22 protein-coding genes are annotated in these 27,000 nt (G+C 43.7%); 16 read left to right on the forward strand and 6 right to left on the reverse strand.

The genetic code is table 11. From position 1 onward, the window contains the following. Positions 1 to 169 precede the first annotated feature (169 nt). The 10 genes from L5M51_RS01950 to L5M51_RS01995 all read left to right on the forward strand — a co-directional run bounded on the left by L5M51_RS01950 (position 170) and on the right by L5M51_RS01995 (position 12,391). Positions 170 to 589 (forward strand): LexA family protein, encoded by a 420-nt coding sequence (locus L5M51_RS01950; RefSeq protein WP_107947314.1) that lies wholly within the window; start codon positions 170 to 172, stop codon positions 587 to 589. Continuing rightward, on the forward strand, positions 577 to 1,830 hold the full coding sequence (locus tag L5M51_RS01955) for a Y-family DNA polymerase (protein WP_263171329.1): 1,254 nt from the start codon (positions 577 to 579) through the stop codon (positions 1,828 to 1,830). Before L5M51_RS01950 ends, L5M51_RS01955 begins: the two co-directional genes overlap by 13 nt. A 251-nt stretch (positions 1,831 to 2,081) precedes the next feature. Beyond that, a complete protein-coding gene (locus L5M51_RS01960; RefSeq protein ID WP_199908802.1) occupies positions 2,082 to 2,240 on the forward strand; it encodes a hypothetical protein in 159 nt (52 codons plus the stop codon). 452 nt (positions 2,241 to 2,692) lie between these two features. Then, the gene (locus L5M51_RS01965) at positions 2,693 to 5,890 is read left to right on the forward strand and encodes an ATP-binding protein (protein ID WP_263171332.1); all 3,198 of its coding nucleotides are present in this window, start codon (positions 2,693 to 2,695) and stop codon (positions 5,888 to 5,890) included. Between the two features lie 17 nt (positions 5,891 to 5,907). After that, positions 5,908 to 6,600 (forward strand): hypothetical protein, encoded by a 693-nt coding sequence (locus L5M51_RS01970; protein WP_263171335.1) that lies wholly within the window; start codon positions 5,908 to 5,910, stop codon positions 6,598 to 6,600. Positions 6,601 to 6,603: 3 nt separating this feature from the next. After that, entirely contained in the window at positions 6,604 to 6,792 is a 189-nt protein-coding gene (locus L5M51_RS01975; protein ID WP_263171337.1) for a hypothetical protein, read from the forward strand. A gap of 4 nt (positions 6,793 to 6,796) precedes the next feature. Next, positions 6,797 to 7,642: a hypothetical protein gene (locus L5M51_RS01980; protein WP_263171340.1), complete on the forward strand. Its 846-nt coding sequence runs from the start codon at positions 6,797 to 6,799 to the stop codon at positions 7,640 to 7,642. Next, a complete protein-coding gene (locus L5M51_RS01985) occupies positions 7,635 to 8,591 on the forward strand; it encodes a hypothetical protein (RefSeq protein ID WP_263171343.1) in 957 nt (318 codons plus the stop codon). The genes L5M51_RS01980 and L5M51_RS01985 overlap by 8 nt, the downstream gene beginning before the upstream one ends. 123 nt (positions 8,592 to 8,714) lie before the next feature. Then, on the forward strand, positions 8,715 to 11,636 hold the full coding sequence (locus L5M51_RS01990; protein WP_263171345.1) for a hypothetical protein: 2,922 nt from the start codon (positions 8,715 to 8,717) through the stop codon (positions 11,634 to 11,636). A gap of 110 nt (positions 11,637 to 11,746) precedes the next feature. After that, positions 11,747 to 12,391, forward strand: a complete 645-nt coding sequence (locus tag L5M51_RS01995) for a HEPN domain-containing protein (RefSeq protein ID WP_263171349.1) — start codon at positions 11,747 to 11,749, stop codon at positions 12,389 to 12,391. Between the two features lie 632 nt (positions 12,392 to 13,023). Here L5M51_RS01995 and L5M51_RS02000 read toward each other — a convergent pair. The 3 genes from L5M51_RS02000 to L5M51_RS02010 all read right to left on the reverse strand — a co-directional run bounded on the left by L5M51_RS02000 (position 13,024) and on the right by L5M51_RS02010 (position 16,551). Next, positions 13,024 to 13,914 carry a DMT family transporter gene (locus tag L5M51_RS02000; RefSeq protein WP_242068414.1) on the reverse strand — a complete coding sequence of 297 codons (891 nt, stop codon included), beginning with the start codon at positions 13,912 to 13,914 and terminating at the stop codon, positions 13,024 to 13,026. Positions 13,915 to 14,585: 671 nt separating this feature from the next. Further along, a complete protein-coding gene (locus L5M51_RS02005; protein ID WP_105252328.1) occupies positions 14,586 to 15,086 on the reverse strand; it encodes a peptidylprolyl isomerase in 501 nt (166 codons plus the stop codon). A 61-nt stretch (positions 15,087 to 15,147) separates the two neighbouring features. After that, positions 15,148 to 16,551, reverse strand: a complete 1,404-nt coding sequence (locus L5M51_RS02010) for a DEAD/DEAH box helicase (RefSeq protein WP_263171352.1) — start codon at positions 16,549 to 16,551, stop codon at positions 15,148 to 15,150. Positions 16,552 to 16,861: 310 nt separating this feature from the next. Here L5M51_RS02010 and L5M51_RS02015 point away from each other — a divergent pair, with 310 nt between their 5' ends. Next, entirely contained in the window at positions 16,862 to 18,634 is a 1,773-nt protein-coding gene (locus tag L5M51_RS02015) for a DUF885 domain-containing protein (protein ID WP_263171356.1), read from the forward strand. A gap of 251 nt (positions 18,635 to 18,885) precedes the next feature. On the opposite strand, the gene L5M51_RS02020 is transcribed toward L5M51_RS02015, so the two are convergent. Then, a complete protein-coding gene (locus L5M51_RS02020; protein WP_028760093.1) occupies positions 18,886 to 19,206 on the reverse strand; it encodes a hypothetical protein in 321 nt (106 codons plus the stop codon). 220 nt (positions 19,207 to 19,426) lie between these two features. On the opposite strand from L5M51_RS02020, the gene L5M51_RS02025 reads away from it, so the two are divergent. Genes L5M51_RS02025 through L5M51_RS02035 form a run of 3 tightly spaced genes read left to right on the forward strand, consistent with a single transcriptional unit; the run spans position 19,427 to position 22,425 of the window. After that, positions 19,427 to 19,921, forward strand: coding sequence for a putative 4-hydroxy-4-methyl-2-oxoglutarate aldolase (locus L5M51_RS02025; RefSeq protein WP_028760092.1), 495 nt, complete (start codon positions 19,427 to 19,429; stop codon positions 19,919 to 19,921). Between the two features lie 57 nt (positions 19,922 to 19,978). Next, entirely contained in the window at positions 19,979 to 21,805 is a 1,827-nt protein-coding gene (locus L5M51_RS02030) for an AsmA family protein (RefSeq protein ID WP_263171359.1), read from the forward strand. After that, positions 21,805 to 22,425 (forward strand): BsuPI-related putative proteinase inhibitor, encoded by a 621-nt coding sequence (locus L5M51_RS02035; RefSeq protein WP_263171361.1) that lies wholly within the window; start codon positions 21,805 to 21,807, stop codon positions 22,423 to 22,425. The genes L5M51_RS02030 and L5M51_RS02035 overlap by 1 nt, the downstream gene beginning before the upstream one ends. A 140-nt stretch (positions 22,426 to 22,565) precedes the next feature. On the opposite strand, the gene L5M51_RS02040 is transcribed toward L5M51_RS02035, so the two are convergent. After that, a complete protein-coding gene (locus L5M51_RS02040) occupies positions 22,566 to 24,113 on the reverse strand; it encodes a LysM peptidoglycan-binding domain-containing protein (protein ID WP_028760089.1) in 1,548 nt (515 codons plus the stop codon). A gap of 232 nt (positions 24,114 to 24,345) precedes the next feature. Then, entirely contained in the window at positions 24,346 to 25,137 is a 792-nt protein-coding gene (gene gloB, locus L5M51_RS02045) for a hydroxyacylglutathione hydrolase (RefSeq protein ID WP_263171363.1), read from the reverse strand. Between the two features lie 154 nt (positions 25,138 to 25,291). Between gloB and L5M51_RS02050 the strand changes: the two genes are divergently transcribed. Both L5M51_RS02050 and L5M51_RS02055 read left to right on the forward strand, forming a co-directional pair. Beyond that, positions 25,292 to 26,029 (forward strand): class I SAM-dependent methyltransferase, encoded by a 738-nt coding sequence (locus L5M51_RS02050; RefSeq protein ID WP_105252336.1) that lies wholly within the window; start codon positions 25,292 to 25,294, stop codon positions 26,027 to 26,029. Between the two features lie 33 nt (positions 26,030 to 26,062). Beyond that, positions 26,063 to 26,971, forward strand: coding sequence for a LysR substrate-binding domain-containing protein (locus L5M51_RS02055; protein ID WP_105252337.1), 909 nt, complete (start codon positions 26,063 to 26,065; stop codon positions 26,969 to 26,971). Positions 26,972 to 27,000 lie beyond the last annotated feature (29 nt).

Here is a 27,000-nt window from a genome sequence, read left to right on the forward strand (position 1 = left end):
CAGCACATAGATCGAGTTGAGTCATGTGCAATTCATACCACCAGCAATTCACTTCAGGTTTAAGGTTAACTCGCTAAGGAGTAAGCTAATCTCTAAATCAGTAGAGTTAAACTTGCCAGCCGCATGATTACTGCTAAAATAACTGTATATTTAACCAGTGGTGTTAGTTATGCGTATCATACCAATCTATGCAAGTGCAGGGCTCACAGGGTTTGAAAGCCCTGCAGAAGAGTATCGCCAGCTTGGCCTGAGTTTAGATCAACTCCTGATTATTCATCCAAACGCGACCTTTATGGGGTTTGCTCGGGGGGATTCAATGCAGGGCGTTGGCATTTATTTTGGTGACTTGTTGATAGTGGATCGCCATGAAACGGCCCGTGATGGTGATGTGATTGTTGCCAATTATAACGGCGAGTTTGTGTGTAAAATTATCGATAAAACTCGCCGCTTACTGCTATCCGCAAATGAGCAGTTTCAACCTAAACCAATCCATGATTACGATACCTTTAACATCGAAGGCGTAGTCGTGAGTTCAATTCGTTTTCATCGACAAAATCCAACACTCGCTAATCTAAAATGTTTGCTTTAGTCGATGCCAACAGCTTTTATTGCAGCGCCGAGCAGGTGTTTCGCCCTGACTGGCGCGGCAAACCTATCATTATCCTTAGCAATAATGACGGTTGTATTGTGGCGGCTAATCGTCAGGCTAAGGAGTTGGGGATCCCCAAGTTTGCACCTTACTTTGAATTTAAGGACCAGTGCCAAAAATTAGGGGTAATTGCCTGCTCAAGCAATTATGAACTCTATGCCGATCTATCCACCAAGATGATGAGTATTATCGGCCGCTTTGCTCCAGAGCAGCATGTGTATTCCATTGACGAGAGTTTTTTATCTTTTAAGCATTGCCCCGCAATCAAGTCGTTATTTGAACAAGGGCAGTTAATTCGCCGTGCAGTGTGGAAAGAAGCCCGCTTACCCGTATGTGTTGGTATAGGTGCTACCTTAACGCTGGCCAAGCTGGCAAATCACGCCGCCAAAAAATTACCCGGTTATAACGGTGTTTGCGTAATAAATAATGAGCCAGACCGACTCGCTATTTTAAAGTCGGTAGACGTGGGCGAGGTATGGGGGATTGGTCGCCGCATCAGTAAAAAGCTGGCACTAATGGAAATTAATACTGCTTATGATCTGGCAAGAATGCCGGCAGGACTCGCCCGCAAACAATTTAATATCGAGATTGAACGCACCGTAAGAGAACTCAACGGCCAAGCATGTAAACAATGGGATGAGGCAAGGGCAGATAAAAAGCAAATCTTCTCGACTCGCAGTGTGGGTGAACGCATCACCGATTACCAACAACTCCACCAAGCCTTAAGTAAGCATATTGGCATTGCTGCCGCCAAAGCCAGAAGGCAAGGTTCGTTATGTAAAACCATGCTGCTGTTCGCCAATAATTCTCCCTATGATGAGCAGCCAACAGGCGCTAAAACATTAGTTAACTTTCCATGTGCCACAAATTGCAGTGCTGAGCTGACCCGTGCTATGAGTGTCGCCGCCCCTAAGTTATTTCGACAAGGCGTGCGCTACTATAAAATCGGTGTTGGCTTGTTAGATTTAGTCAGCGAGAAACACCGCCAGTTTGACCTATTCAATGCACCCTCCGCTAATCCTCAGCTAATGCGCACCCTCGATAGTGTTAACCACCGCTATGGTAGCGATACCTTATTCCTCGCCGCCCAAGGCATTGAGCAAAAATGGGCCATGCGCCGCGAACTACTTACCCCGCAGTACACAACAGACTGGGGATGTTTGCCACAGATTAAGTGCTAGAGTCAGGCTGAGGTTACCTTCAAGGAAAGTAACACGAGTCTTGAATTACAACACTATCGGCTTTAATTACCGCTAAAAGACACCTTTGATACTGGCTGATGCACAAAGCAGTTATTCGTGAAAAATAATGAATAAATTATGGGTTTAAGATATAATTATTAAAATTATTGCATAATTACAAGTGTTTAACTGTTGAAATTTTTTCATGTCATAACAGTTATCTAAGTTGTTGCAGATTTTGGGAGGTATTAATGATTATCAAGCGTCGCAAGGTCAAATCGACCGCTTTCTCTGATTTTGTGCGTAACGCATCATCTAGGGAGAAAAGTGATTTTTTTGAAAAAGTTATCGAAGAGGCGATCCAAAAGCAAAAAGAGGTGATAGCCAAAGCGAATGAGATCGATGGTTAGGTAATGTGTTTGTGTTACCTCAATGTGGTTACAGTGTAGTGCTGAAAAATGTATATGCAGCAAAGATGGAAACGTTTTAATTTATAGTGCAAATATTTATTAAAAATATGATCTTAGTGAGTAGAAAAGGTTGAGTCTTATCGTGTAGCATGTGTCACATTCAAGCTTGCGTAAGGATTACCATGCCTGTTCCACCCCCTTGCACCACATTTATTTGTTCGAATTGCCACTGGCAAAAAACTATGGTGTTCAAAAGTGATGCCATTACGCTTGGCCACAACTTGTTTGATGTATGTCCTAAGTGTGGTGGGGCGCTTGAAAAACGCCCTGCAACTGTGGTTGAGGCTGGTTTATCGAAATTGACCAATCTCTTCGTAAGGTAATCATTACTTTTAATTTTTGTCAGGGATTGACGCAGTCTATATTTCTGGCTCTGTGATAAGGATTGTTGCATGTCCCAAGAAATCATCACCAAATTTTCTGATTCTGTTGTGGGTCGCAGCAATATTTTGCAGCACATAGCCTGCATGCCCACCCCTCATTTTGCCCAACTGCCATTATCCTTACCCAGTTCATCGTTAAAACTGTTACGTGTAGAAGAAATTAATGATGAAAATCCAAGCGCATATAGGCTGGCTTTGGCTAATGTTTATGCAGCATTGGAGCATGAAGAGCAAATTCAGTTTATCTATTTGCTTGATGTTAGTTTGGAAGGGGTTGCCCTTTATTTTGGGGTTAATCAGCTAACCTCTGCAATAGATGGACCTGGGCATGAGTCACTTAAAAATTTACGCGGGGCGCTTGAGGGCCAATTGCCAGGGATTAATCTTTCTAAGCTAGAAGGCATTGAGCCCTTGATGGCGCGTCTGCAAGCAAGTAAGCATAAAGGTGTTGTACTTGGTATTCCAACAGGAAAGAGTCAAGATCAAGACAGTAACGAAGAAGACTATCAAGGTATTGAAAGGCTTGTTAGAACTCTACTTTCAGGCAGCGGCAGTGATTCAGACAGTATCAATTCTGCTAATTGGCAAATGGTTGTGGTGACGCAACCTTTAACTCGTAAAGATGCAAGAGTTTATCTAGATGATGCCTATGAACTGGCAAGCGAACTATCCATTCAGGTGAAAACCAGTGTTCAAGCGGGTAGTAATAACAATGAGCAAAAAGGCAATAGTTTCAGCGAGGGGACATCGGATAGTACCAATACTGGGCGCACCGATACTCGCGGTAAAAATGACGGTGTTTCGCAGAGTAAAAATATTGGAAAGAGCTCCAATGACAATTCATCATCCAATCACTCGTCAGGAACCTCTAGTGGCGATACTCAAGGCAAAAATTGGGGAACCAATACCAGTGTTGCTGATACCAAAGGAGCTAGCCACTCAACGAGTGTTAACGAGACCTATAATCTAAATCGCTCTGCTGGGAGCAATATTGGTTTAACTAAAGAAGTGACCGATAAGCGCGCCCAGCATCTGCTCGATCATATTGAAAAATCCCTTATCCCTAGGTTGCAAAAGGGCGTAACTAAAGGCTTATTTGGCACAGCCATTTACCTTGCGGCGGATACGCGATCCAGTTATCGCCGTTTAAAAAATACAGTTTGTTCCACCTATCAAGGGGGAGAAATCACTGTCAGCCCACTCGAAGTCGTTGATCTGAATGAAACCTCTGCCGCACAACTATTACAGTTACCAACATTAAAGCAATCACTTAACTATAGAAACTCATTGTTTCACAGTATCACTAGCAGTCATGAATCACAGTTCGCCACATTATTGACCTGTGATGAATTAGCGATGGTTGCAGGATTACCACGGCATGAATTACCGGGATTGCGCCGACGTAAAACAGTAGAGTTCATTGTTGATTTACCCAAAGTTACGGATGCAACAGCACTCAATTTGGGAACGGTAATAGATAGAGGCCGTAAGCAACACACTAATTTAATCAACCTCAACAAGGCTGATTTTAATAAACATACCTTTGTCACTGGGGTCACTGGAGCGGGTAAAACCACCACTTGCCTTAATTTGCTAATCGAATCGGCATTACCCTTTTTAGTGATTGAACCCGCCAAAACCGAGTACCGAGCCTTACATCAACATATGCCTAATCAGGTGGCGTATTATCGTCCTAATGGTGATCAACACCGTAGTTTACGGCTCAATCCATTCGCATTGGTGCATTCGAAGCAACATATTCGCAGTCACGCATCATTTTTACGTAATGTTTTTGCTGCGATTTTTCCGATGGAAGCCTCTATGCCCTTTTTGGTTGAGCAAGCGATTGTGTGTGCCTACGAGGAAAAGGGCTGGGACTTAACGGATAACACGTGTTTTTGCTGTGATGATCCTTTTGCCCCTGAGGCGCGGGTTTGGCCAACCATGGGAGATATGATCCGTCAGCTTGATAAGTTAATCCCTGAGCAAGGGATGGGTAAAGAGTTCGAAGAAAAATATCGCGGCTCTCTGGTATCACGTTTGACCAGTCTTACTCATGGTGTACTCGGGGATATTCTCAATGTTCCACAATCGCTGGATGTTGATGCGCTACTCGATAACAAGGTAGTTATTGAATTAGAAGAAATTAAAGATGGCGAAGGTAAGGCGCTAATGATGGCGCTGTTGTTGGGCGCGGTGAGTGAAGCCATACGCTATCGACATGGAAAAGACAGTTCATTTCGCCATTTAACATTGATAGAAGAAGCTCATCGTTTGTTGGCGAAACCAGAGCCAGGCGATAAAGCTCGCGCAATGGCCGTTGACGCTTTTGCTGACTTACTTGCAGAGGTGCGCAAATACGGTGAAGGATTGATCATTGCAGATCAAATTCCAGCCAAGTTAGTGGCGGATGTGATTAAGAATACCCATATCAAAATTGTGCATCGTTTATTTGCTGAGGACGATAGGCGCGCTATGGGCGAAGCCATGATGATGGATGAAGCACAGCGCGATTATTTACCTAATTTAGCTACAGGTGAGGCGGTTATTTTTTGTGGCGGATGGCATGGACCAGCCCATGGGGCTATTCGCGCAGATCTCGCGCAAACCGATGGTGATCCATTATCCGAGGAAGATATCGACCAACTGGCAGTCAATCAGCTCTGGCAAGAGAGATCCAGATATTATCCTACTCTTACTCACCTTGGCTGGCTTACCCAAGAAGAACATAAATTATCTTTTGCTGATTTCGTGCGCACTGGCCGCAAGGCATTGAATATATTATTAGAAATAATCCCATCAGATTTGAGGACGTCGAATATAACCGAGTTAAAGCAACTGAAACTTTCTGAGGCCTTGATACTTTGGCTAGTGAAATGGCAGCCCATTGCCGTGCAAAATCCTTTCAATCAAGCGCGCTGGAGCGAAGTGGCACATTTCCCATTGCCCGCTGAGCCTTTAGCGGCGCAGCTACTGGCATTGATGCAAGATTGTCATCCCACCCTGCGAACCAAATCGACAACAAGTGCGATGTGGCCTTTGCCTGCGACTGACTTAGCATCCTGGAGTGTGGGCCTGTCAACCATGCTGAAAACATTAACGAGCAGTACAGCTACCGAGGTGGTAAATCAACTCAACAAGGCAAGATTTAGCTGTTCTCATATTGGTAGTGTTTATGACCAATTATCTCAATATCAAAAATTTTAATTAATAGGAGCGTCATTATGGGATTTTTAAGCTTTTGTAGCACAGCCATTAGTTCTGTCTGCAGCAGTATTGGCAGTGCGTTGAGTTCGTTTGCCAGTGGTTTAGGTCCTGTGCTAAGCACTATCGCGACTCATTTACCCAAACTTGGCGAGGCACTCGGACAGTTTGCGAACAACTTTTTACAAGCAGTAGGGATTTTAAAGCCAGACGAAGACGTTAAGCAGCTGGGGGAGCGCGCGCTGCAAGCCGCACAGGAGGGGATCACACCTGAAAAGTTTGATGATTTTGACGATTACGTTGAAACACTGCGTAACTTTGAAATTGATCCTGATAAAGCCAAAAATCGCAATGATGTCGAAAGGCTCGTTGTAGGGCTTGGCGTAGGCTCCTTTGGATTAGAACAAAAGTTTGAGGCAGCACCTGGCTCATTGTCTGCTATCTGGCTTTTACCGGTGGCAAACCCCGAATTTTTTACGGTAAGTCGAATGGATTCGCTACTTCAGCAAGGCAAGTTAAGCGGTGATATTTTTGGCTATCTTGAACGTAAACTCAGTGCGGGCGATGCTTATCGCATGGCTGACAGCATGGCAGAAACATTGGCCAGCACGAGCGGTATTGAGAGCAAGCAAGAGCTATTTACAGCCCTCGAACAGGCCAAAGATAACTGGCACAGCATAAATGACAGTGTTGACAATATCGACAAGGAATAAAACATGGGATTTTTTAGCTCAGCGACTAGTCAGTTACATACATCTGACAAACCTGAAACTCAAGCAGAAGAATTCTTTACTGATTTTGATGAAACCGTTGCTAAGCTTCAGCAATTTGACCTTGAAGCCTCTGATGACAAAGGCAATGTTAACTCCAGCTCACCAGCTCCACAATCAAGAATAAAAAAATAAGCCTATGACATCTAATCAATTCAGCCAGATAACATCAGTGGTCATTGTTTTGGTACAAGACCACCTTGCCGCTTGGGCGCTCAGCGCTAATCAAGTTCCAGTTGAACTCCCAATCGAGGATGAAAAGCAATGGATAGCTTGCACTAAAAGGGAGAAGCTATCCGAAGCGCTTGCCGAAATAGATTTACTTCTTTGGAAACATTATCCGTTGCATCTGATTTACGATGCAAAAAGTCAGTCGATCCTCGAGGCTGCACTACCTAAGTTGCTAGTTCAATTGTCTAAGCGTGGTTGGCAGATTTTGTCCTATGAGCAGTTAGCCAAACGTTGTGCTTTCACTGTTAATGCCGAGCTACCAAAAAGAGGCTTGGTCGCTGAGTCGCTCCTGCCCATGTTGCTTGCTGCTGACACCACTGAGCGGCAACGGCTACAGGCGGCGACTCATCGCGAGCATGAAGCACTACTAACACAGCAACTTCAGCTGGAGAGAGAGCAAATCATAAGGGAGAATGAACGGTTAGTGGCTCAAAATGCAATACTACGTCGTGTAGATACAGAGCAGTTGATGAGTTATCTGCCTGCATTATTTCCACGGGTATTTACCGTCATCGGCGGGACAGAGCTTGCTTTATTAGCCGGACGGATAGAGCCCTTTACAATAGCAAACCCTTACCCTGAACCGAGTCCAGAAACTCTCTACCAGCTGCAGCGACAATTTAAAAAACTGCCAATAGACAATCAGCGCCAAATTGTCGGTTTTGTTTCAGAATTACCGCAGCGGCAGCAATTAACGCCGCGCCCTGAAATGCGTAGTCAGATAGAGCAACTAGAGGCGAAAAAGCATGCCTAATCACCAAGCAGAAAACACATCAACTTACTTAACCTCCGATGAGCAAAAGCGATTAGATGAACTCAGTCACAACTGGGCTAAAGAGGACAAAAGCTTATTCTCAGGCAGCACGAAGTTAAGCGTGTTTGATTTAAAAATGCTGCTGTTGCATTTTGCGCCCCTAAAAAGTCTTATTCAGCAGCTTGCCCACCAGACACATAGCAACACATCCGCTAATATTGATGCTGGCAGCAGCTTTACTGCTAATAGCACTGTAGTCGCAGATACCTCCTTAACAGTGGTGCACAGTGTGTCAACTGCCTTGATGGATCTGCATGCCCTTGAGCATCAGTTATCTCAGGCGTGCGGGGCAAATAGCCAACTCGAGCAGCAGTTGCAACAACTGCAGTCGGTGCTTAACGAGCAGCAGAATAAAAATCTCACACTAGAAAATGCGTTAACGTCGGCTACAGCAAAACTAAAGCAGTTAGAAACTCAATATCAACAAGCCCAACAAGCGTTAACGGCTGCCTCCCAAGCATTAATTCATCCGGTGCAAAATATACTCAGGCAAGATTTAAGCTTAAGTGCCGATTTGGGTCTTAATGCAACCGGCGGCGAGCCTTCAAGTACAGATTTTATCCGCACAGTTGCGGTAATGTCCCAACTCGATAGTGTAAAACGCTTATGGGACTTACTGAAAGATCGCTGCGAACAGCAAAATAGATCCGCCAGCCAAGGCGAGGTCCAATTGCTTGCGACTGCACTTGGCTGGCATAACTACAACTGGCAGCAAAAGCCCTTTCAGCTCTTTGAGTCAAAAACGGGACAGAGTTTTGATTTTAACCAGCAGCAGCGCGCAGCATTCAGCCCACCCATGGGAGAAACAATAAAGGCGGTGGTACTTCCTGGGATAAGAGATCATGCGGGGCGATTACTTAAAAAAGCCTTAGTTATCACCACACCCTAGCGATTTTGATATAGCAGACAGACGCTCATAACTGCATTTGGCCGAAACATTCGCTTTATTTAATGCAATGCTACAGTCTCTTAAGAGCGTTAACTGCTAGATTCTAATACGGATAATAGCAATATGACTCAACACCAACCTAAACAGCATTCACAGCAGCAAGAAACTAACTCGAATCATTCCAGCGGTGGTGTGTGTGGTAAATCGAGCCCTAAAACAGCCACAAATTTTATTCAACATTTTAACGATGAGCTGGCCGATTTCACTGAATCTTTAGCAACCGAGCGGTTTTGGCATATTTGCCCCCTTGGCAGTAACGAACCTTGTGGACTATTCGATACCCAGACGGGCCTAAAACATCCGCCAATTGTTGCTTATCAACAGTTTTTTGCTGCTAATGCTTTTGTTCTGATAAAGGACAGACAAGGTCATAACGCGACCTTTGATGTCCAGCAACGGCTATTGTGGTCAACGGGACCCTCTGATGATTGTATAAATGGAAGCTTAACTTTTCTTAAGATAGAAGCGACAAAATTGAGTATTCTTGGGATAGATGGTTGGAATGTACCTGGAATAAATGTCTTTAAATTTTTTGCTCAGAATAAGGCTAACCCAAACTTATCTGGAGTTAAGTTGTTGAATTCACTTTGCTGGCATACTCAAGAGCGAGCAATTAACCTTGAGAATTGGAATAATACAGTACTGGAGAACCCTAATCGGAATTTATATGCGTGCAATTCCGCCTGGAAATCCCTTAGTTTTGTTCAAATAGTCATGTTTATCATTGAACATCAATGCCAATTACTATCTGCCGATAAACAGAAGACGGTACTGTCTTCGGTTGACAACAGTTGGGAAGAGCTAAACCCCGAACAATTACTTATCACCCTCAATGAACAGGGGGTTGATTTACGCGGCGTTAATCAAAATCAATGTTTAGCGAGCCCGATTAATAAACTGAATGGCTTAGATTGGCGACCTTGCCGTTTACCTCAATTAGAAAAGGCGAGGTTAGCCGACCTTAATAAAGGCTTATGGGAATTGTGGGACTGTGACCCCGAGGCACTGGCTAAGCTTAAGTTGGTGGCTCGTAATCCCAAGCAGGATGTTAAATTGCACAATGTGGCCATCGATTTTGGTACTAGCAGCACTGTGGTTGCCTATTGCGACCAACATGGTGCCAGGCAGTTACTGCGCATTGGCGTGCGTGATTTTTATCAGCAACCTGAAGCCAGTCACTATGAAAACCCCACAGTATTAGAACTATTGGATTTTGAGCGCTTCAGGGCAATCTGGCAACGCCAAACTTACCGGCCAGAGCTTGATTGGAACTGGTTACATACCTCCCACGAGGCACAGGAAAGCTTTAGAAATAACCCTGGCGATACTGGCGTACTTGCCAGAATTTTACCGCGGATTAAGCAGTGGGCTATGCGTTCAGATAAGCAGCAACTGCGGTTAACTGACTACCAAGGCTATGAATTGACCCTCGCGTCATTAACTGAACGAAACCCTGTGCGTGGTCAGGCGATGGAGGTCAGCACAACAGATCCCTTTGATCCGGTCGAGCTATATGCTTGGTATTTAGGGATGACCATCAACTGGCGTGAGCGTGGCTTGTATCTTAAATACCACCTGACTTTTCCAGCAAAATATGAGCGCGCCACTAAAGATAAAATCCTTGCCAGTTTCCGCCGAGGCTTACAGCGTAGCTTGCCAAGTACGTTAGTTGCCCAAACTGAGGTTTTTCGGGACTTTGAGGTTAAAGAACTGGCATCAGAGCCGGCAGCTTATGCCGCTGCGGCGTTACACCATTTAGCCTCTCATGACGCAGTAGATACGAGTGCCGAGGTTTATCGCGACAACCCTAGCATCAAGCCTAAGTTAACCGATGAGGGGGTTGCTTATGCGGTATTTGATTTTGGCGGTGGCACCACTGATTTTGACTTTGGCCTCTGGCGCTGGGCAACAGTTGCCGAGGAAGACGAAGGCTATGAGCAAGTATTTGAATCGCTTCATTCATCTGGGGATAATTTTTTAGGTGGCGAAAACTTACTTGAACATCTTGTATATGAGACCTTTAAAGACAATTTAGACATTTGTCGTGAACATAAGATCCCCTTTACTCGGCCCCTTGATGGCAAATCCTTTAGCGGTGATGAAGTTTTTGTTCAACAAACTCAAGCGGCGCAAACTAACTCTGTATTACTCGGAACAAAATTACGTCCATTTATGGAGAATGCTGATAGCCAACTTGAGTCTCAAGCTTCCATAGATTTGCTTAATATGGATGGGCAGAAAGTTAAGAGTGAGATTAGTTTTGATGCTCAAAAGCTAGATGCCTTGTTATTTAATCGAATCAAAGAAGGCTTACGCGCTTTTTTAGTAGAATTGGAGCATGTGGTTGAACAATTCGGTTCACGACCTATACATTTACTGTTGGCGGGGAATGGTAGCCGATCAAGGCATATTACCGCGTTGGTTGAGAATGAAAGTGATGAATGGAACGCATTGCTTACAGAGGTGTTTCAAGACAGAACTCCAACATTAGTTATCCATCCTCCTTTGGCGGTAAACCAAGATAATTTGCATGCACCAACGGCTAAAACAGGGGTTGCACTCGGTTTGCTGCGACTTTGCCCTGGTGAGAAAGTAAAACTTATCAATAAGATTAGAACAGAAAGCCATGATGAAGCGCCATTTCGCTATTATTTGGGTGGTATTCGTCGTGGACAATTTACGCCGCAATTAGCACCCACTAGCGATTATCAACAGTGGCAATTGCTGGGGAGTATGCCTCAACAGGTTTTTAAGCTGTGTTACAGCGTGAGTCCGAAAGCTAAAGTGGGTATGCAAGAAGGGGATCCTGAGTTATTGATCCACAGAGTTGATTTCCCAGCTGCGCCGCCTGGTACGAAACTTTTTGTCCGTGCAATTCATCCCTGTATTGTGGAGTTAGCAGCTGTAAACGAAGAGGCTGAGCTTGAATCAGACATTATTAGTCGTAAGAAACTGGATCTTGAAACGGGATTGATAACCTCGTAAAGGTGTGTTTAGTTAAAATCGTTAATTCGACATGTTACGGCTTATTTATGACCAAATTGGATCATAAATAAGCCTACCAATGAGGCAAAGATCGTTAAGGATCAATAGCAATGGATTTCGCACAGCTAAAAAATCAACAAAGGATATTACGTGAACAGTCACCGACCAATCTCAACTTGCGAGTTCATCGAGCGTTAAGCTGGTTGCAACGAGCTGAAATGGCGGATGATGACGATGGCCATTTTATCTTTCTCTGGATAGCATTTAACGCGGCTTATGCCACTGAGATTGATGAACGATTTAAGTTGTCAGAACAAGAATCTTTTAAAGGTTTTTTAGAGAAGCTGTGCGAGTTAGATAAACAAAAACAGATAGATCAGTTAGTTTGGCGGGAATTTTCAGGCAGTATCCGTATCTTACTTGATACCCCGTTTGTGCTACAAAGTTTTTGGGATTTTCATAGCGGTAAAATAACTGAAGACAAATGGAAAGAGCGGCTTCAACAAGGTAAAAAGATGGCGAGTCACGCCTTGTCGAGTGGTAATACTCCTATCTTGCTCGGTGTGATTTTTAATCGTCTTTATACCATGCGCAACCAATTAATCCATGGTGGCGCAACATGGAATAGCTCTGTTAATCGCAAGCAACTTAAAGATTCCGCTAGTTTACTCAGCAAGCTTGTTCCATTGATTATAGAAATCATGATGACTCATCCTGAAACACTTTGGGGAGATGCATGCTATCCTGTGGTATAACAGCTAGGCGAACAGGTATAGTGGCTTAAGTGTATTGGGTCAAATAAAGAGAGGCTGTTCATAATTCTGTGTCAGGTTTAGGCCGTCCAGAGGCTGCTTAATTTTTCCGTTTGGGATTGTTTCTTAAGCTTAACGCTTGCCTGTTAGTGATAAAGTCGTTACTGAAACGATGTCTTATCTAGGCATTGAAGCTATCAAAATAAGTCACAGATGTGCGAATATTGTTTAAAAATGACGACTAACGTTATTTGTGGTGAATTTCTGTTGACTTTTCGGAATAAAGATAAAAACCATTAAATACAATTGCTTATGTCGTTATTTTAACCTGAAATTGAGGAGTCGGATTTCCAGGGTAAGTCATTGGTCTAATTGAAGAAATTATCAAAAATCGGAAGTAATGCAAAAAGTAATGCAACCCTGGGGTGTGTCTTTATTAGTGATGCTTTTCAATGTTTTACGCATTCAGTTCGACTCCCTCTCTCGCCAAATTAAAGCAAAGGGAATCAGTGTATTACTGGTTCCCTTTGCTGCTTTTTGACCTATTTAGGACCAATTCAGGGTGTTCTAGTCCGTTATTCTCCTCACTAAAACCCATCATTTCAGAGATACGATTAGCCATTCTTAGTGAGTCCTTAGGTTTTTGCCGCATTAGGTATGTTATTCGTCGTCATTCTTTTACGCGCTTGAACTAAGGTATAGCCGCCACTTAATACTATGAGTAGGCTTCCCAGAATAGTCAGCAAATCTGGGGATTCTCCAAATATAAATATTCCTAAAGCTAAGGCAAAGAGTAAACGTGTATAACGAAAGGGGCTTACTACCGATACATCTCCAGTGCGCATAGCGATTGTCAGCGCATTATAAGCCATTACACCAAAGACGATTGCTCCAATTATCTGTATTGCTGCGGTAGCACTAAACTGTATTGCTTCATTTTGGTAAATCAGTATCGCTAAGCCTGTAGGAATCAACACAAAAAAACCATACACTCCAAGCTGCATATTAGATAACACGGGAGAAGCTGCGCGTGTTGCTAAATCGCGTCCTGCAAAACCTAAGGTAGCGATAACGGCGAATAAAGATGTGGCCTCAAAACCATCAAGTCCTGGACGAATGATCATCAGCACGCCCATAAAACCAATCAATACTGCAAGCCATCTCTTATGACCCACTTGTTCACCGAACAACAATGCCGCGCCAAGCATGGCGATTAAAGGTGTGGCTTGCAAAATAGCGGATGCACTTGAGAGTGGCGTTAACGTGATGGCTAAAGCAAAACAGAATCGGCCGACGATTTCACATAGTGCACGTACTAATATGGGGGTAGACAAGACTGCAGGATGAAGCACAGTTTCACCCTTTCGCCAGGTTAACAGTATAAAAATCAACATTCCACCTAGGCCAAATAGCGCTAAAATGAGGCCGATAGAGGTGGTTTCTGCTGCGGATTTGATCAGCATGTCTTCAATAGAAAATGCTGCCATCGCAGCAACCATAAACAGACTACCTTTTCTATTATTCAAAATAAATTCCCTAAATGCTTAGACGCTATCTCTAGTCAAAAGTTTTGTCATGAGAGTTCTGGTTTCATCAACAAAGGCACAGAAGTTACGATATAGCTTATTAGAATCCAATAGAAACATCATTTTCTGATCACTATAGCAAGCTTTCTCTGCTTATCTGAATAGGATTCGCTGCTTAAGGTAGTAATGATTCTGGCTTAAAAATAAATAGGGATAATAAGCATTAGCAAGAAATGATAATAGATACAGATATGGTTTTTTTATCTATATCAGATGGCAAGTTAAGCCTCTTTTTACCATAAGGATTATGGTTGGTGTATTGTTTTAATATTATCAACTTGTGCGGCTAGTATAAGATATTGATGTCAGGTATGTGCTGCTGTTTTTCAGCTTTTATGATGAATAACATTGTTTGAAAGAGGTCTATATTGTGAGGTTAATTTTATATGTAGTAGTCTTAAGTCAATAATGGCAACGCTTAAATAATCCATCAGTTGATTTTATACTAAGTGATTTTGTATTGGGGATTTAGTGTTTTTAGGTTTATATAAAATGAATTTGCGTTGAATAGTACGGGAAAGTTAACTAAATAACTTTGGGGAAATGATTAATCGCTCAATTAAAACTGCGCGATTAATCATATTAACGAAAAAGTATTATTGTTTTAAAAATTAACTTTGGATATTAATCGTTACTTTCTCGATGACGATAGGTTCACGGGGCACGTCTTCGTGGCCAGCGACCGTGGTGGTTTTGACTTTCTCAATCTGCTGGATAATGTCCATTCCCGCCGTAACCTTACCAAATACCGCGTAGCCCCAACCGTTATTGGTGGTGGCAGTATGGTCTAAAAAGTCATTATTGGCTGTGTTGATGAAGAATTGCGCGGTGGCCGAGTGAGGCGCATCGGTGCGAGCCATAGCGATTGTGCCTATGGTGTTACTTAGGCCTTTGTTGGCTTCGTTAACGATAGGCTCGTGGGTCGGTTTTTCCTTCATTTTTGCGGTAAACCCGCCGCCTTGGATCATAAAGCCTTTGATCACTCGGTGAAAAATCGTGTGTTCAAAGAAGCCTTCTTCACAATAGCGGACAAAGTTTTTTGAACTGACAGGCGCATGTTCAAAATCGAGTTCTATAGTGATGTCGCCTAGATTGGTGCTAAATGTAATCATGCTAATATCTTCTATCTTAATGAGTTTTTATATCTAATAAGTCACGACTTGTACTGAGTCATTACTTAGTTTTAGGGCCGCTATTCCACGGATTAAAGGGCGCGCTGCGACCCGTTGTATCGTTATCATTGTCAGTCTGAATAGATTGCGGCCGTGTTACATTGGCTTTAACCTCTGGCTTTGATTTCGCGCTGCGATGCTTTTTCGCATGGGCGGTTTCAAAGGAGCCTTCTTTCGCGGGGCGCGAGTATCTGGCCTCAGGTGCCCGGGCTTTAAAGGTTTTTGGCGTAGTATTTTTGGGCACAAAATCGAGAATAGACACAGGCACTTCTTTGTTCGGCACAAAGCCTTCAATTTCTTTACGCACTATGAGGTGACCTAGACGGCGCTCGATAGCACATAGATTCCTAAAATCATCTTTAGAAACAAAGGAGATGGCTTCGCCGCAGGCGCCAGCACGACCGGTTCGGCCAATACGGTGAATATAATCATCGGCTTCATCGGGCAAATCATAATTGACCACACGGGTGAGGGCGTCGATATCGATACCGCGGGAAGCAACGCCAGTCGCGACTAAAAAGCGTAGTTTGCCAGATTTGAAATCCACTAATAATTGCTCGCGTACCGCTTGGCTGCGACCGCTGTGAATGGCTTCGGCGGCAATGCCACGTTTTTCGAGTTGGCTAACCAGTTTGGCGGCGCCTTGTTTCGTCTGGATAAAGATCAGTGCCTGTTTCCACGCTTGTTCAGTGATGAGTTTGCTTAACAGGGCCGACTTTTTATCTTTATCGACAGTGATCAACCATTGGTCGATTTGCGGTGCATTTGCGCTGTCGCGGGCAATTTCAATTTCGACAGGGTTTTCAACCGCTGTTTTCGCTAAAAAGCGCACTTGCTTAGATAAGGTTGCAGAAAACAACAGATTTTGGCGTTCTGTTGGCAGACGTTCGATGATCTTATTGATGTCTTCGATAAATCCCATATCGAGCATTCTATCGGCTTCATCTAGGACTAATACTGAGATTTCATCGAAATGAATCGCTCTTTGGGTGTACATATCGAGTAATCTACCGGGTGTTGCCACTAGAATATCGACGCCTTCAATAAGACGTTGTTTCTGCGGTGCGGCATCCACGCCACCATACATGGCCATAGACGTCAGCGGCAGGTATTTTGCGTACTTGGCAATATTATCTTCTACCTGAACGGCCAATTCGCGGGTTGGCGTTAAGATTAATGCACGAACGCGTTTAGCACGGATTTTCGGCATGTCGGCGAACATTTGCAGTATTGGCAACACAAAACTGGCGGTTTTACCTGTACCTGTTTGCGCGCCAGCAAGCAGGTTTTTGCCTTTCAAGATCACCGGAATGGCTTTTTCTTGGATCGGAGTAGGTTGTGAATAGCCGAGCTCAGTAATGGCTCTTAAAATCGGATCGCTTAATCCAAGTTTGGAAAATGGCATTGAATGTCTCAGGTAAAGGGTCAGGTCAATAATGTATAAGCAAACTGTTACGCTAAAGCATGAACAGTGGAGCAGGGCGATATTATAGCAGGAGGTGAAACAGAATAGGCGATTATCATTATTTGTGTGTGTTTGGTAAAGAGGGGCTTATACGTCGAATAGGCGAATGATAGGCGGCAAAATATTGAGAACTTACAATTTTGTAACCACACATGTATTCATGGCTAACATAGCTGCAATTATTGGGACAATATGATTAACTGAGGTAATTTTTGTATGCCTGATAAATCTCAACAAAGGACCCATAATAATGAAAAAAAATGCTATTTCCCTTGCGATAGTGCTATCGCTGGCCAGCCTTGCTGGTTGTCAATCCCATACCAGTCAAACTAAGCCTGTGGTTGCGGCTGAAGTTAAAGCCCCGTCATTTGAACAATTTTCAGCATCCTTTATTGATTCATTGTGGGAATTGTCACCGACTTGGGCTTTATACAGTGGCAAGCATGTTAACGATGGTTACCTTGAAATCCCCGATGCAGCAGGTCGAGCAAAAACCTTAGCGTTTGTGAAAGCTCAACAAGCGCAATTGACTCAGTTCGAGCAAAAGTCGCTGACGCCGAATGAACTGATTGATTACCATCTGATCGACAATTTACTCGGTAGCATGGCATGGGAAATTGACAGTTTTAAATCTTGGCAGTGGGATCCTTCAAGCTACAACGTATCGGGTGGTTTTGCCCAAATCATCAATGAAAATTTCGCTCCATTAGATGACAGATTACGTTCGGTATTAGCGCGTTTAGAAAATGTGCCAGCTTATTATGCTGCTGCGCAGGCGAACATTAGCAAACCAACATTGGAGCACACTGAGTTAGCAGTGCTGCAGAATCAAGGTGCATTTTCGGTTTTTTCCGATGACTTATTAAAACAGGTCGCCGACTCTGGTCTGACTGATGCGGAAAAAGCGTTATTTAAAACGCGTTTCGATGCAGCAACTGCCGCGATTAATGGCCATATCGCTTGGTTAGACAAATTAGTGGTTCAACTTAAAAAAGATGGGGCACGTAGTTTTAGAATTGGCGAGGCGTTATACGAGCAAAAATTTGCCTTTGATATCCAAGCGGGGATGACGGCGAAACAGCTATATCAAAAAGCCGTCGCCGATAAAGATCGTGTTCAAGGAGAAATGGCCAAAATTACCGATAAGTTATGGCCTAAATATTTTACTACGCCAAAGCCTGCTGATAGTAAGCTCGCCATTCGCCAATTAATCGATAAATTATCGACTCAGCATGTTCAGCGCGATGAATTCGTGAATGAAGTGCGTAAGCAAATTCCAGAGCTGATTGAATTTGTAAATAAGAAAAAACTAGTCACATTAGATCCAAAAAAGCCACTCGTTGTCCGTGAAACGCCCGAATATATGCGTGGTTATGCCGGTGCGTCAATTAGTGCTCCTGGACCCTATGAGAAGTCAGGCAATACTTATTATAACGTGACGCCGCTCGATGGCATGAGTGATGAGTCCGCCGAGAGTTACTTGCGTGAATATAATCACTGGATCCTGCAAATCCTCAATATTCATGAAGCTATCCCAGGGCACTACACTCAACTCGTTTACTCTAATCAATCTCCGAGTTTAGTGAAAAGTTTATTTGGTAATGGCGCGATGGTCGAAGGTTGGGCGGTTTATACCGAGCGTATGATGTTAGAAGAAGGCTATGGCAATTTTGAGCCTGAAATGTGGTTGATGTACTACAAGTGGAATTTACGTGTTATCTGTAACACTATTTTGGATTACAGCATTCATGTGAAAGGCATGACTGAAGACCAAGCTATTGCCCTGATGATGAATGAAGCCTTCCAACAGCAAGCTGAAGCCGAAGGTAAGTGGCGCCGTGCGACACTTAGTCAAGTGCAACTGACGAGTTACTATTCAGGTTATCGAGAAATCTATGATTTCCGTGAAGAATACAAAAAATCGCAAGGTAAAGATTTTGACCTTAAAACCTTCCACGAAACATTCTTGAGTTATGGTAGTGCACCAGTGAAATATATTCGCCAATTAATGCAGAGCAAATAAGTTCGCATATTGATATAAATCAGCAGAGCTCAGGCTCTGCTTTTTTATGCAAAATCGCTAGACAGGTATAGTGTGAGCTTAAAATAAGTTGGCATTGTTACTTATGAAATGAAATCGTTAACACTGTGCGAATAATGAAAAGCCGAAAATTCTGCCATATAACCGAAAAAGTATATATTTCGTTATATGGCATATGCAGATGTTAATCAAACAATTTAACTGCGTGGTGATAGAGCACAATGGCGATAAACTTACTTCTTAGATTTAGATGATGCCATCAGCGCTAATACTTCATCGTAAGAAATGTTAAATTCTCTCGACAAGTTAATGATTTTTGTTTTGTAGGTTTGAATATTCTCTTGCTGAGCTAATTGATGTTTCTTTTCTTCCACTAACTCATTAACGGTTTCTTGTAATATCAATAATCGACGTAAACTATAGTCGAGAGATTTAATATATTTACCCATTTGTTGCTTGTTACGTGCTTGCTCAAGATCCGTTGAGACTTTCTTATCATATCCATACTCATCAAGAGCTGCGATTGCGCTCTGTAAATCAAGATCAGTTGTCATTTGGTTTTCGCTTTATAACAAAGAGGTGTGGGAACAAATTTATGAAACTTTAAAGAGTGTCATAGGACGTTAACTATCGCAGATTATAATGCTTATGCCAATATACACCAAGCCTTTGCACGTTAAAATGAAATAAAAAATTCCGCTGATTTTTGCTTTGACCTTGTCGGGGTCTACAATTATGAGTAGTCTAAAGTTATAGACTATCATGGAGATTCAAATGCTTGATCTACTACCAGATTTATTCGACCACTATCCGTCTAAATTACAGTTACTTCCCCTTGCATTTAAACCCTTTGGTGGTAAACGGCTCTTCTGGGGCGAGATAGTCACAGTAAAGTGCTTCGAGGATAATTCAAAGGTAAAAGAGATACTTGCACAGGATGGGCATGGAAAAGTGCTCGTTGTCGATGGCGGCGGTTCTCTGCGCCGCGCACTATTAGGTGACCTCATAGCGCAGAGCGCCTTAGATAATGGTTGGCAAGGGATAGTGATTAATGGTTGTGTTCGCGATGTGGCGAGATTAAATACTTTCAGCTTAGGTGTCTTTGCCTTAGGGGCTATGCCGATAAAAACCGAAAAGTTAGGTCAAGGCCAAATTAATGTGGCTGTCGATATGGGGGGCGTGACGGTTAAGCCCGGTATGATGCTCTATGCCGATGAAAATGGTATTGCAGTAAGTGATGAAATGTTGAACTTTGCATTTTTAAATTAACATTTCTAAATGCATTAGTTGCTATAAATTCAAGTTGTTTTTGATAAGGATATTTATATGAAATTCATTAAGTGGCTCTTAGCCTTAATGGTGACGCTCATTCTTTTAGTCACCGTTTATCTCACTGTCTTTTTCGACCCTAATGATTTTAAACCTGAAATAGTCGATGCCGTAAAAAAACAAACGGGTCGTGAATTAGTCATTACTGACGATTTATCTTGGACATTTTTCCCTGTCATAGGTATTAATTTAGGGGGGGTGTCTTTATCTAACCCTGAAGGTTTTACGCCTAAGGCTATGTTAGAAGTCAAAAAAGCCGTTGCTGAAGTGGCGCTCATGCCGTTGTTTAGTCAGAAAATTGAAATTGCAGAATTGAGTCTTGATGGCGCAACGATCAATTTAGTCACCCGTAAAAATGGCACTAACAGTTTCGATGGGTTGAGCGGCGATAATAGCCCAAAAACAGCGTCTCCAGCTGCTGCCGAATCTTCATTGAATGCCAAACTTAACGACATTAATATTGGTGGCATTTCTATCACCAATACCCAAATTAATATGATTGACGAAGCTAATAAGCAGACTCAAGTCTTTACCTTAAGTAGCTTCACCTTAGGTGAGTTCTCCTTAGATAAATTTGCGCCTATCGCCTTTGAATTCAGTGCAACTATGCCGGATATGACGGTAAGTAGCGAAGCTAAAGGTGAACTAAAACTCAGTAGAGACTTTAAACAACTCGTTATCAATGGGCTGAAAATTGATACTGTGGTGGAAGGTGAGAGTATTCCGAACAAGAAACTCGAAACATCTGTCAGCTTAGTAACTCAAATCGCCCTTGATAAACAGCAATTGTCCGTCGATATTGCGCAGCTTACCGCGGCGAGCATTACCGCTACGGGTAAAGTGGGTGTGAATTATGGTACGAAAATTCCACAAATTAATGCTGATTTTCAAGTCGGCGATATTGATTTAGATACACTGTTACCTAAAACAGAGGCCACCGCCACCGCTGAACAAGCGCCAGCAGCAAACTCTCAGGCAGTTGAGCCTGATCTCTCTGCCCTTAAGCAGCTTGATGTAAAACTCAAGTTGACTGTTAAGTCTATTAAGGTCGCGAATCTGTCGACTCAAAATTGGTTAATGGATGTGGGCATTAAAAATGGCGTGTTAGATCTGACGAAGCTGAATGCGGATTTATATCAAGGTCAGTTGCTGGTGAGCGCTCAGGTTGATGCTCGTCAAGCAGTGGCGAGTTATCAATTTGATAAAAAAGTGACGGGCGTACAAATTCGTCCTTTGCTGAAAGATGCGGCGGATGTGGATTTATTGGCCGGTACAGCCAACTTTGATGTGAAGGGGAAAGGTAAGAGTTTGATCCCTGAGCAGTTAAAGAAAAACCTGTTAGCGAATGGTCATTTTGATATTAATGACGGTGCTCTGTACGGGGTAAATATTCCACAGATGATCCGCAGCGCACAAGCTAAGTTAAAGGGCGACTTATCGCCAGAAACGAAGGCGGAGCGCAAAACTGACTTCTCGAGTCTGACGGGCAGTTTCTCGTTGGATAATGGCGTTGCCACGAATCCAGATCTTGCCTTGTCTTCGCCTTTACTGCGTTTGGATGGTAAAGGCACTGCGAATTTATTGACTGAAGCCTTGGACTACAGACTAACCGCTAGCCTAGTGAATTCATTGAAGGGTCAGGGTGGTAGCGACAAAGATGCGCTGGCTGGAGTTGACATTCCGTTGGCGATTACAGGCACTTTCCAAAAACCTGAATATGCTTTGGATACTAAAGCCTTACTGAATAATCAGCTAAAGGAAGAAACCGACAAAGCTAAGGAAAAATTAAAAGACTCCTTATTGAAAAAACTAGGCGGTTTTTAATGGTTGCTTCAACGCGTTACGCATTACTTGTTTGCGCGAGTGCTTTTGTCGGCGGGCAACTTGTTGGGTGCTCGGCGCCCGAAGCCGCTGACACGAGTCAGTCAACCAAGGGTGAGACTACAACAGCCGCGGCCGTTCAGCCTGAGATTATTCGCGCTGCCGATCTGGCGCTCGATGTTTCTGGGCTTAAAAGCACTCCGACATTAAAGGCTGAACCTGTGATGGCAGAAAAGACACAAGGCCTGCTTCGCGGCGAATTAACTCTAGAACCTTTTATCGATTTTAAGCAGTCGGTTAAGGCGACATTGACTGTGACAAATCCACAAACCTATGCTGTCGGCCTACGTTATAACTCTGGGATGACGGCGGATTTGTGGTTGGTAACGCAAGAGGGCAAACGTCTGTGGGCTTGGTCGGATGATATGATGTTTACCCAAGCATTACGTGATAGCCAATTGGCGGCAGGGAAAGTGATCACGACTTCATTTAGTATTCCGCCCAAAGCATTTGCAGGAATACCTGCAAATGGTGCTCGCTTAGAAGCGCATTTTGCTGCTAAAGCGTTAGAGTCTGATGCCGTTGTTATGGCGCCCGTTGTCTTATTACTGACGATGGAATAACGTCGCCTCTCATAATAGAGAAAGCCCGTAATAGAAAAAGGCAGCAATCCGATAAGGTTGCTGCCTTTTTGTTATCTATGGCTCAATTTTGCTTAGGATTTATAGCACTAATCCGTTCGAACTATGTGCTAGTTTAGTCCTTACGCACTCAACTTAGTTTCATCAACCACTAATTTGATCACTTGGCCTGGTTGTAAATACTGTGATTGCGCTAGGCTATTCCACTCGAGTAGCTCGGCAACAGTTACGTTAAATTTATTGGCGATACGGGCAAGTGAATCACCGGATTTTACCTTGTAACTAACAGTACGAATTTGCGCGGTTTGCTCAAGCTCCTTTGGTGCTAAGATCACTAACTTCTGACCGTTTTGTAGCTTGCTATTCTTAGCCAATTTGTTCCAAGTGCTGAGTTGTTTCACCGTCACTTTATGGGCTTGGGCTATTTCTGAGAGTGTGTCTCCTGACTTAACCTGATAAGCAATTTTTGTTGATTCAACTGCAGCATGTGATTTTTTCGGCAATTGCTGCTTAGTTGACAGGGCATAAAGCTGCTTGTCTTGCGCATCGACAGGAATAATCAAATGCTTGCCTGCGACGATCGTGTTGCTTTTCATGCCGTTGGCGGCGCGAATAGCGGCAACGGTAGTATGGTGCTGCGTAGCAATTTTGCCAATGCTATCGCCAGATTTGATCGTGTAACGTAACCAGCTGATCCTATCTTCGGTTTCTGTTTCAGCGAGCGCCTTTTTAAATTCTTCCGATTTATCAATTGGTAGCACTAAGGTGTGCGGACCAAGTGGCGATGTAGCCCAGCGGTTATAACCTGGGTTGAGTTTTTGTAACTCAAGCGTGGTCATATTGGCAAAACCTGCCGCCATGGCTAAATCAATTTGACTATCAATATCAACCACTTCAATAGTGGGATTGTTGTCGATTGGCGCTAAAGATATGCCATATTCATCAGCGTGTTTAATGACTTCTGCCAGTGCGAGCAGTTGCGGCACATAGCGTTCTGTCTCTCTGGGCAAATCCAATGACCAAAAATCCGTTTTTAAGCCTTTTTTCTCGTTACGTTTGATTGCATTGAGCACCCGTGATTCACCCGAGTTATAGGCAGCAATAGCATAAAGCCAATTGTTATTGGTTTTATCGTAGAGGTATTCCAGCATATCGAGCGCCGCAGTCGTTGATGCGGGGACATCACGGCGACCGTCATACCACCAGTTCATTTCTAAACCGAAATGACTGGCCATAGGTGTGGTAAATTGCCACAGACCCGATGCCGCGCCAGTCGATGATGCGGAAGGATCAAAGGCACTTTCAATTATGGGTAACAAAGCTATCTCAATAGGAAGATGACGCTTTTCAAGTTCTTCTACAATCATGTACATATAAGGTGCAGCACGTTCCGAGATGATCGCCAGATGCTGTGGATTTTTGATGTACCAATCACGATATTGATTCACCAACTTTTGATCTGGAACCGGTAACTGCATGCCCTGACGAATTCGCTCCCACACATCGGTAATTTGCGCCGATGGAGCCTCGGTTGCGAGGTAATATTCTGGGACTGTATTTTCGGTTGTGACGGCTTCAACTTCTGTTTGGTTAACGCCATGGTTGTCTAATGTTTGACAGCCTGTGAGTAGGGCAAATCCCCCTACAACAACATAAAGTGATACTCTCATTGAAAACGGTAGTCCTCTGTTAGTGCATCGCTTTTCTTTATAGTAACAGTATGTTTTATATGAAGATAAAGACGACGCAGCGCGCAAAGTTTTCACGCAAAACGAGCCATTCTATGGGATCTTTTCGATCTTGTCCCTTAATTATCGTACATAATGTAAGGCCATTTTTGACTTACATCATCAAAAATGAGAAAAACTGTTTGAATTTCAATCTATAATATTGCTTTTGTGATCAAAAATTATCTTTCCACTGTCTGAGTAAGGTAAAACCGCTGAGTTCGTCTAAATTTGCGTGATTTAGATCGCTAAAATGCTGTTTTATGTTATCGACAATTTCAGTGTCGCTTGGGCGTAAAAAGGGATTGATGGCGCGTTCTAAGGCGATGGTGGAGGGAACTGTCGCTTTGTCTTGGCGACGTAACTGCATCGCGCGTTCGTTATAGTCTTGGAGCTCGCGATTGTTGGGATTGACCGCGAGGGCAAATTTGAGGTTTGAAAGTGTGTACTCATGGGCACAATAAACCCGAGTGTCGGCGGGAAGCTGGGCAAGTTGCTGTAGTGAGTTGAGCATTTGCGCTGGCGTGCCTTCAAATAAGCGTCCGCAGCCGCCGCTAAACAGGGTGTCACCGCAAAATAAGGCATCTTCAACAACGTAGGCTATATGTCCTGCTGTGTGGCCTGGTACATCTAAGACTTGCAGATCAGCGCTGAGATACTCCAGTGTGAATTTGGGCTTGGATTTTGCGTGCAGTGGATGTGTTATGCCTTCGATCTTCTCATTATCTGGGCCATAAACCGTGAGTCTATTATGACTATAGGCTTGAAGCGCTGCTACGCCACCCGTATGGTCATTGTGGTGGTGGGTCAGTAAAATACCCGCTAGCGTGAGTTGATTGGCTTGCAGGTAGTCAATGACCACACTTGCATCGCCGGGATCGACAACATAAACCTGAGTATGGGGCTGTTGTTGTAACACCCAGATATAATTGTCATTAAAGGCTTTGATCGCTGTTATAGTGAGCATAGAACTGCCTATGTCTGTATTTCAATTTGAAGATAAAGGTATTATCCATGAGTGAACGGCCCTTGGCGACCTTTGCCGCTTTTGCCCTGTGGCAGAATGTTGGTCATCTTTGACCCAATTGGATACTTGTCTACCCAGCTAACGGAGGAACTCTGTGTCGCATTTTAGTACTGAGCTCAAGCCCGAACAATGGAGTGACCTACCCAATGGTGAGGCACTACAGCAAGCCGTCGCTAAACAGCTTGAAGATTGGTGGCCAAGAGTCTTTGGTTATCATTTATTAAAGTTAGGGCCTTTGAGTGCCGAATTGTCGAGCATGGCATCGCCAGTCGCCCATCATTTTTCACTCTCGCCATCTAAAGGCGCCTCTATTGAAGGCGATTTTTGCCATTTACCCCTGCAGAATGCGGCGATAGATGCGGTGGTAATGAGTCTATTGCTCGAATTTGAACCCGATCCTTACCGTATTCTTCGCGAAACCGATAGGGTCCTCATCGCCGGAGGCTATCTTTTTATCGTCGGTTTTAATCCCTTGAGTCCGGTATTTTTGGGTAAGTTATGGCCTAAATATCAGGATTGTCTTCCTTGGAATGGCCGTTTTTTTATGCCTTCGAGGGTGCGAGATTGGTTAGGTTTATTAGGTTATCAAGTGGTGGGGGATGAGCGTTTGGTCTATCACCCATTAATGGGCGAGTTTACCCAAGGTAGATTTTTTCAACAGAGTTTAGCGTCATGGCTTCCTAGCGCGGGCAGTTTGTATTTGATTGTGGCACGTAAACTCGAGTCGCCACTCACACCTATTCGCGATAAACGTAAGGTGCGGCAGACAAATTGGACCACGGCGCCGACAGCGGGTCGTTCGGGGCATTTATCAGAGCATTCGGAAAACTGATAAGCCATTTCCATTTTAAGTACAGGTTTTTATATGCGGATAACCTTAAGACAACTGGCAGTATTTGAGGCTGTGGCACGTAGCGGCCAAGTCGCGAAGGCGGCTGAACAAGTGAATTTATCACCACCGGCGACATCTATGGCCTTGGCTGAATTAGAAAAGCAGCTAAATGCCCGCCTATTTGAACGTATTGGCAATCGATTACAGCTTAACTCCCAGGGTAATTTACTGCTGCCATTGGCAACGGATCTATTACACCGTGTTGAACAAATTGAGCAGGCATTTACTTATCATGGTGGTGATCTGGTTGGGCGTTTAAGCATCAGTGCCAGTTCGACAATCGGCAATTATCTAATGGCGAAAGCCGCCGTGGCATTTTGTCAGCAACATACTCAAACCCATGTGGATGTGGCGATTACTAATACTCAAGATGTGATCCAAGCGGTTGCTCAGTTCCGCTCTGAAATGGGTTTTATTGAAGGCCATTGCACTGACAATCGTTTGAGTGTCGAAGCTTGGCATAAGGATAGACTGCTGGTGTTTTGTCATCCGGCGCATCCTCTGGCGGGGAAAGTGGTTAAACCTGCAGCGGTTAAAGGCCTGTCTTGGGTGCTACGTGAGGAAGGTTCGGGCACTCGCGAATATTTTGTAAATGCCGCCAATGAGTTGGATATGCAGCCAGAGGCTAAATTCTGCTTTACTACGCCGGATGCGATTAAATTGGCCGTGAAACAAGGTGCTGGGCTTGGGGTGTTATCTGAGTTGGCGCTGGAAAAAGAAATCAGCCGTAAAGAGTTAGCGTTAGTCACGATTGAGGGACTTGTACTCGAGCGGCAGTTTTATCGCATTACCCATAAGAGCCGTCAGGCGACATCCCTAGGTCAAGCTTTTGTGCTGTTTTGTGAGAATTTTTTTAATATTGCAGGTGTGGAACTGAAATAAACCGTTTGATAGCAATGGCTCATAAATAG

The sequence above is a fragment of the Shewanella sp. SM73 genome, from assembly GCF_025653795.1.
GTDB lineage: Bacteria > Pseudomonadota > Gammaproteobacteria > Enterobacterales > Shewanellaceae > Shewanella > Shewanella oncorhynchi.

What these genes read in the sequence shown, in the direction of transcription:
- L5M51_RS02020 (WP_028760093.1), bottom strand. Translation starts at nt 19,206, where the DNA reads ATGACAACTGATCTTGATTTACAGAGCGCAATCGCAGCTCTTGATGAG.
- L5M51_RS01955 (WP_263171329.1), top strand. Translation starts at nt 577, where the DNA reads ATGTTTGCTTTAGTCGATGCCAACAGCTTTTATTGCAGCGCCGAGCAG.
- L5M51_RS02025 (WP_028760092.1), top strand. Translation starts at nt 19,427, where the DNA reads ATGCTTGATCTACTACCAGATTTATTCGACCACTATCCGTCTAAATTA.
- L5M51_RS01950 (WP_107947314.1), top strand. Translation starts at nt 170, where the DNA reads ATGCGTATCATACCAATCTATGCAAGTGCAGGGCTCACAGGGTTTGAA.
- gloB (WP_263171363.1), bottom strand. Translation starts at nt 25,137, where the DNA reads ATGCTCACTATAACAGCGATCAAAGCCTTTAATGACAATTATATCTGG.
- L5M51_RS02015 (WP_263171356.1), top strand. Translation starts at nt 16,862, where the DNA reads ATGAAAAAAAATGCTATTTCCCTTGCGATAGTGCTATCGCTGGCCAGC.
- L5M51_RS01985 (WP_263171343.1), top strand. Translation starts at nt 7,635, where the DNA reads ATGCCTAATCACCAAGCAGAAAACACATCAACTTACTTAACCTCCGAT.
- L5M51_RS01995 (WP_263171349.1), top strand. Translation starts at nt 11,747, where the DNA reads ATGGATTTCGCACAGCTAAAAAATCAACAAAGGATATTACGTGAACAG.
- L5M51_RS02055 (WP_105252337.1), top strand. Translation starts at nt 26,063, where the DNA reads ATGCGGATAACCTTAAGACAACTGGCAGTATTTGAGGCTGTGGCACGT.
- L5M51_RS01975 (WP_263171337.1), top strand. Translation starts at nt 6,604, where the DNA reads ATGGGATTTTTTAGCTCAGCGACTAGTCAGTTACATACATCTGACAAA.
- L5M51_RS01970 (WP_263171335.1), top strand. Translation starts at nt 5,908, where the DNA reads ATGGGATTTTTAAGCTTTTGTAGCACAGCCATTAGTTCTGTCTGCAGC.
- L5M51_RS02005 (WP_105252328.1), bottom strand. Translation starts at nt 15,086, where the DNA reads ATGATTACATTTAGCACCAATCTAGGCGACATCACTATAGAACTCGAT.
- L5M51_RS02035 (WP_263171361.1), top strand. Translation starts at nt 21,805, where the DNA reads ATGGTTGCTTCAACGCGTTACGCATTACTTGTTTGCGCGAGTGCTTTT.
- L5M51_RS02040 (WP_028760089.1), bottom strand. Translation starts at nt 24,113, where the DNA reads ATGAGAGTATCACTTTATGTTGTTGTAGGGGGATTTGCCCTACTCACA.
- L5M51_RS01960 (WP_199908802.1), top strand. Translation starts at nt 2,082, where the DNA reads ATGATTATCAAGCGTCGCAAGGTCAAATCGACCGCTTTCTCTGATTTT.
- L5M51_RS01980 (WP_263171340.1), top strand. Translation starts at nt 6,797, where the DNA reads ATGACATCTAATCAATTCAGCCAGATAACATCAGTGGTCATTGTTTTG.
- L5M51_RS01965 (WP_263171332.1), top strand. Translation starts at nt 2,693, where the DNA reads ATGTCCCAAGAAATCATCACCAAATTTTCTGATTCTGTTGTGGGTCGC.
- L5M51_RS02030 (WP_263171359.1), top strand. Translation starts at nt 19,979, where the DNA reads ATGAAATTCATTAAGTGGCTCTTAGCCTTAATGGTGACGCTCATTCTT.
- L5M51_RS01990 (WP_263171345.1), top strand. Translation starts at nt 8,715, where the DNA reads ATGACTCAACACCAACCTAAACAGCATTCACAGCAGCAAGAAACTAAC.
- L5M51_RS02010 (WP_263171352.1), bottom strand. Translation starts at nt 16,551, where the DNA reads ATGCCATTTTCCAAACTTGGATTAAGCGATCCGATTTTAAGAGCCATT.